This is a genomic window from Gilliamella sp. wkB292 (assembly GCF_001690235.1).
GTDB lineage: Bacteria > Pseudomonadota > Gammaproteobacteria > Enterobacterales > Orbaceae > Gilliamella > Gilliamella apicola_F.
In genome coordinates this window covers 1-3,842 of the sequence record NZ_LZGO01000035.1, presented here as the reverse complement: position 1 = coordinate 3,842, position 3,842 = coordinate 1, and the positions used below count along the sequence as shown (strand labels likewise).

The 3,842-nt window shown below is 28.3% G+C and carries 4 protein-coding genes; all 4 read left to right on the top strand.

The window, feature by feature from the left end; translation table 11 throughout:
* The first annotated feature begins 466 nt into the window (after nt 1-466).
* The 4 genes from A9G09_RS03855 to A9G09_RS03840 all read left to right on the top strand — a co-directional run bounded on the left by A9G09_RS03855 (nt 467) and on the right by A9G09_RS03840 (nt 3,215).
* Complete coding sequence (locus tag A9G09_RS03855) at nt 467-775, top strand: phage holin family protein (protein WP_065633601.1); 309 nt, start codon at nt 467-469, stop codon at nt 773-775.
* 201 nt (nt 776-976) lie between these two features.
* Complete coding sequence (locus A9G09_RS03850; protein WP_065633600.1) at nt 977-1,417, top strand: lysozyme; 441 nt, start codon at nt 977-979, stop codon at nt 1,415-1,417.
* 22 nt (nt 1,418-1,439) lie between these two features.
* Nucleotides 1,440-1,787 carry a hypothetical protein gene (locus A9G09_RS12700; RefSeq protein ID WP_065633599.1) on the top strand — a complete coding sequence of 116 codons (348 nt, stop codon included), beginning with the start codon at nt 1,440-1,442 and terminating at the stop codon, nt 1,785-1,787.
* Between the two features lie 564 nt (nt 1,788-2,351).
* Nucleotides 2,352-3,215 (top strand): hypothetical protein, encoded by an 864-nt coding sequence (locus tag A9G09_RS03840; protein WP_065633598.1) that lies wholly within the window; start codon nt 2,352-2,354, stop codon nt 3,213-3,215.
* Nucleotides 3,216-3,842 lie beyond the last annotated feature (627 nt).

Below are 3,842 nucleotides of genomic sequence, written 5' to 3'. Positions count from 1 at the left end.
TATTTGTTATTGGTTAGTATTTAAAATCGTCATTTTATTACACTCTAATATTGTAATAATGATCCTATCCTTTGAATTGTTTTAAACGATATTGTTTGATTTATAATTATTCATTTTATTTAATAAATCTTACAATAAAATCATAAAGTAACATTTAACCAATTACATCAAAATTAAAAATGTTCATACCTTTCTATTAGTGCAAATTATCTTTCTTATTATCTCAATCAGATCGCGTAAATTGATTATAAAAAATCATTACTAGGTTATGGTTAGGATAAATAGGATTTTTCTGCTTAATATTAATTATTGATAAATAAGTTTTTTAGCATCAAACAATTGAGAATTATTTAAACCAATTTAACATTGGTGTTTTAGTTTATGTCTAATAAAAACTCATATTATACCTATTTGAACATCATTCATTTTAATTACCTAATTCTAAAATACTTATAAGGTTAATCATATGTCAATCAAAGATCCCGATAATATCCATTGGATAGTTGTTGTATATTTATTTTTTGTTACGTTACTTGGCTCATTAGCCAGTTATTGCTATCACTTACTCAATGGTCATAAGTTCTTTTTGTGGACGTTAATTGCTCAAATATTTATATCGATTTTTGCTGGTGCTTTGGTCATCCTTATTGCTAGTTATTTCAATTGGGCTTTTGAAATGGCGGGTGGAGTTGCAGGTTTGGCAGGCTGGTCAGGCGCTAATTTAATTAAAATATTAGAAGAAAAGTTACTTAAAAAAATGAAAGATAATGATTAATAAGTTATTTTTATAGATTATTGAAATAAATTAACCACATAATCAATGTAATAAATTATTCTAAAAATTATTGATTATTATTTTACTATTAATTGATAGTTAATAATGTTCTTTTTTATTTCTTCTGATTCCCATCAATTATCTAAAAAATTTCAATGCAATATACAGACTGATAACACTAAACAAAATTAGGAAAATGTAATGATTATTAGTGAAAAAGGGTTAGAACTTATCAAAAGTTTTGAAAGTTTAGCGGTCAAAGCCTATACATGTTCAGCTGGAATCTGGACCATTGGTTATGGTCACACCAAAAATGTGAAAGAGAATGACAGAATAAGTCAGGCACAAGCTGAATGTTTTTTAATGCAAGACTTATATCCAGTTGAACAGTCGATTAATAAATTGGTGAAAGTTAAGTTAAATCAAAACCAATATGATGCGTTATGCTCATTTGTATTTAATGTCGGTGTATCAGCATTTAATCAATCGACTTTATTAGCAAAATTAAATATTGGTGACTACCTTGGTGCATCGAAAGAGTTTTGTCGTTGGAACAAAATCACTGTCAATGGTGTTAAACAATCATGCATTGGTTTAGCTAATCGTAGACAAGCTGAAGAAGATTTATTTAATCATTTCTAACTAATCTTTTAGGGAAATAAAAATGGCAAAAATTGCAGGTGTTTTTATGTTTCTATGCTTGTTATTAATTTGTTTGTATATAAAACAAATCCAGGTATCTAAACAAAGGTTAGAACAAGTTCAAGAACTGACTAATAAGCTTTCTCAGCTTGAACAGAAAACGATAAAAGATAATCAGATTATTGCTAATAATGAAATTACAAAACGAAACCTTGAAAATCAATCCTTAGAATTGCAGGAAAAAATTGATGACTTACTTAAAAATAACCAATGTGCTAATGAGTATGTTCCTAGTGATATTACTAACAGCTTGTACGAAAGAGCAAAAAGTTTACATCAATCGACCAATATCCGAAAGCTTATTAACTGATTGTTTACCTGCTTTACCACCTAAACCATTAACCTTTGCGAGTAGTCTTAAATATAACGAACATTTGCTCAATGTTATTGAAAAGTGTAATCAAGATAAAAGGGCAATTCGAGCTTTAAACCAGTAAGGTGGTTGATAGAAATCAAAATGATATATCAATAAGTTATTAATCTAATTTCTATTCTTTTAAAGCGGCGTTAAGGTATTAAATAAAAATACCCAGTTTTTAATACATATTTTTACACTCTTTCATAACGTGGTTTTAATGAGTTAATTGACTTAAATTTATACTAAATTAACTCGTTATATTAATGCTATCCCCCATTTTGGTTGGCAGTCAATGCAATAACCCATTCCTTTAATCAAAAAAATGAATGGCAGGTTGTTTAATAACAACTTCGCTATCTACCTATCGATATGACTGGCTATTATTTTACTAAATAGTGAGTCATTTTCGATTATTACCTTGTGTAATAACATTAGTAAAAACTTGCGAAATAAACTTTTATTCAAAGTTAAACGCAAATTTCTTTTTAACTTAAATAACAAATAATGGAGAATTTTATGTCAAATTTACAAGATACAACACAAAACACTAATTTAATTTCTTTTGAACAAATTCTAAAATTGGTTAGTCCAGAAGCATTAGCCATTTATACAAGATACATTGACAGAATTGCCCAAAACGTTAATGGCAAAGAACAAGCTCGCCCAAACAGTTATGGTTTATTAAAGCTAGTAAATATGTTAGTCGTATCCGGTCTACATAAGAAATGTGCAGGCCTATTTTATTTAGCATCACCTATCAACATCAATTTCCCAGGTGAGGTTAAGTATGAGCATATTCGGTATGATGTATTTGGCTCAAATCATTTGGATAAATATTCAGCTTTCCCAACAGTTACAGTACAAGGAACGAAAATTGAAAATCAGGCAGACCTTTATGATCATCGACCTATTGAACCTGCGAAAGAGGATTTATGTTTAGTATTTATGATGTCTCAACCTTCAACTTATGGATTTGATTGGGGTGGAGAAAGCGAAGAAAACCACGCACATGCATTTTCTTCAGCCGGTAATGCTAGTAACTTCGGCGACGCTATCTTTAAATGGAATAGTGGTAAAGATTTTACTGCTGTAAAAAAATCTGAAGATACACAAGATCCTCTTGGGCTTTATGTGATTCATGTTAATGGAACTTCATTAGACTACCGTCATCGTACTGTTAAATTAACTAAATCAGTTCCACAGTCATATGCTAGATTCTGTGGATCTTTATTAAATTACAATACAATCAAAAATCCAAGTAATGGTACAATGAAATTGTATGCTACATTTAGTAATGGTGGAATAGGCGAGCAAGGTTTAACTTCAACTGAAATTGATAAAATTCAACAAATTTTTGCTGAATGCGAACCGTATCTATAATGAGTTAATTTGTATTGAAATTGAAAGCCCACAATTATTGTGGGCTTTTTCTCGCTAATAAATGACTAGAAAAATAATTTAACTTTTTGGTTATAATTTAAATTATTAAATAACTTTTCATATATATCTTAGTGCTAAATAATAGAGTGAAAAAGTTCATGTTTTAAAACGTGGTATAGAAGCTTTTGAGTGTAGCTACAAATAAGGTATAACCGCCTATCTACCATCTATTTAAATGATTAATTCTAGTAATAATTGTTAAATATTTTAGACAGTAGTTACAACGTTTTTAAAAGTACAATTCACCCCTCAAGTGTAAAAATTTAAAAAAGTACGCTTAAATCACTATTTAATAACTAAAAATTAAATGAAATATAGTCTTACTTGTTTCAAACTAGGTGTGCTTTATAAGTTATCCTCAATAAAAATTGACGTTTATGATCATTTTTTCGCGTTTTAGCAAATTAAATTAGGCTAATCAAAAAATCCAAGCTTTTTCAATTTTGAATTGAAAGTATTGATATGGTATAGAAAAATACTTTATGTACTGAAACTACTATCAAACTAAAAAATTCAAAAATTATAAAACAACACAAATTTAGTAAGTATAAATATTGTTCTATTTTT

Bases quoted from the DNA above. Each gene is read 5' to 3' on its own strand.
- A9G09_RS03850 (WP_065633600.1), top strand. From the start codon at position 977: ATGATTATTAGTGAAAAAGGGTTAGAACTTATCAAAAGTTTTGAAAGT.
- A9G09_RS03855 (WP_065633601.1), top strand. From the start codon at position 467: ATGTCAATCAAAGATCCCGATAATATCCATTGGATAGTTGTTGTATAT.
- A9G09_RS03840 (WP_065633598.1), top strand. From the start codon at position 2,352: ATGTCAAATTTACAAGATACAACACAAAACACTAATTTAATTTCTTTT.
- A9G09_RS12700 (WP_065633599.1), top strand. From the start codon at position 1,440: ATGGCAAAAATTGCAGGTGTTTTTATGTTTCTATGCTTGTTATTAATT.